Below are 1,311 nucleotides of genomic sequence, written 5' to 3' on the forward strand. Positions count from 1 at the left end.
CCCCGCCATAACGCGCTGGCAACATAGGGCAAGGGTTGCGCTCGTTGCGGGACTTAACCCAACATCTCACGACACGAGCTGACGACAACCATGCACCACCTGCACACCCCCAACCAAATGCGCGCGCGTCTCCGCGCGCCCGGGGCGCATGTCAAGCCTTGGTAAGGTTCTTCGCGTTGCATCGAATTAATCCGCATGCTCCGCCGCTTGTGCGGGCCCCCGTCAATTCCTTTGAGTTTTAGCCTTGCGGCCGTACTCCCCAGGCGGGGCACTTAAAGCGTTAGCTACGGCGCGGAAACCACGGGTGGCCCCCACACCTAGTGCCCAACGTTTACAGCGTGGACTACCAGGGTATCTAATCCTGTTCGCTCCCCACGCTTTCGCTCCTCAGCGTCAGTAACGGCCCAGAGACCCGCCTTCGCCACCGGTGTTCTTCCTGATATCTGCGCATTCCACCGCTACACCAGGAGTTCCAGCCTCCCCTACCGCACTCAAGCCAGCCCGTACCCACCGCACGCCCCCAGTTGAGCCAGAGGATTTCACGGCAGACGCGACCAGCCGCCTACAAGCCCTTTACGCCCAATAATTCCGGACAACGCTCGCGCCCTACGTATTACCGCGGCTGCTGGCACGTAGTTAGCCGGCGCTTCTTTACCCACTACCCTCACCACAACCCACAGTTGCGGCTTGACCACGGGCGAAAGAGGTTCACAACCCGAAGGCCTCCATCCCTCACGCGGCGTCGCTGCATCAGGCTTTCGCCCATTGTGCAATATTCCCCACTGCTGCCTCCCGTAGGAGTCTGGGCCGTATCTCAGTCCCAATGTGACCGGTCACCCTCTCAGGCCGGCTACCCGTCAAAGCCTTGGTAGGCCATCACCCCACCAACAAGCTGATAGGCCGCGAGCCCATCCCCCACCAGAAAAAACCTTTCCACCAACCCCCATGCGAGGACCAGTGAATACCCGGTATTAGCAGCCCTTTCAGACCGTTATCCCGAAGAAGAGGGCAGGTTACTCACGTGTTACTCACCCGTTCGCCACTCATCCACCCAACACAAAGCCAGGCTTCAGCGTTCGACTTGCATGTGTTAAGCACGCCGCCAGCGTTCGTCCTGAGCCAGGATCAAACTCTCCGAACAAAAACAAAACAGCCCGGAAGAGAACCACCCACCCACCCCCAGAACCAACCAGGAACAAGCAGGCGACCCCAACCAAAAAACTCAAAAACAAAAACAGGCACAAAAACAAAACAAAAACTGTAGACAAACAAACACACTATCGAGTTCACAAACAACACCCACACAAACCC

At 58.0% G+C, this 1,311-nt stretch carries 1 rRNA gene; it reads right to left on the reverse strand.

The annotated features are described in order from the left end of the window. A 16S ribosomal RNA gene (locus tag G447_RS0108575) occupies positions 1–1,141 on the reverse strand; the annotation flags it as partial. Positions 1,142–1,311 lie beyond the last annotated feature (170 nt).

It is taken from the genome of Schaalia georgiae DSM 6843 (assembly GCF_000429245.1).
GTDB classification, from domain to species: Bacteria; Actinomycetota; Actinomycetes; order Actinomycetales; family Actinomycetaceae; genus Pauljensenia; species Pauljensenia georgiae.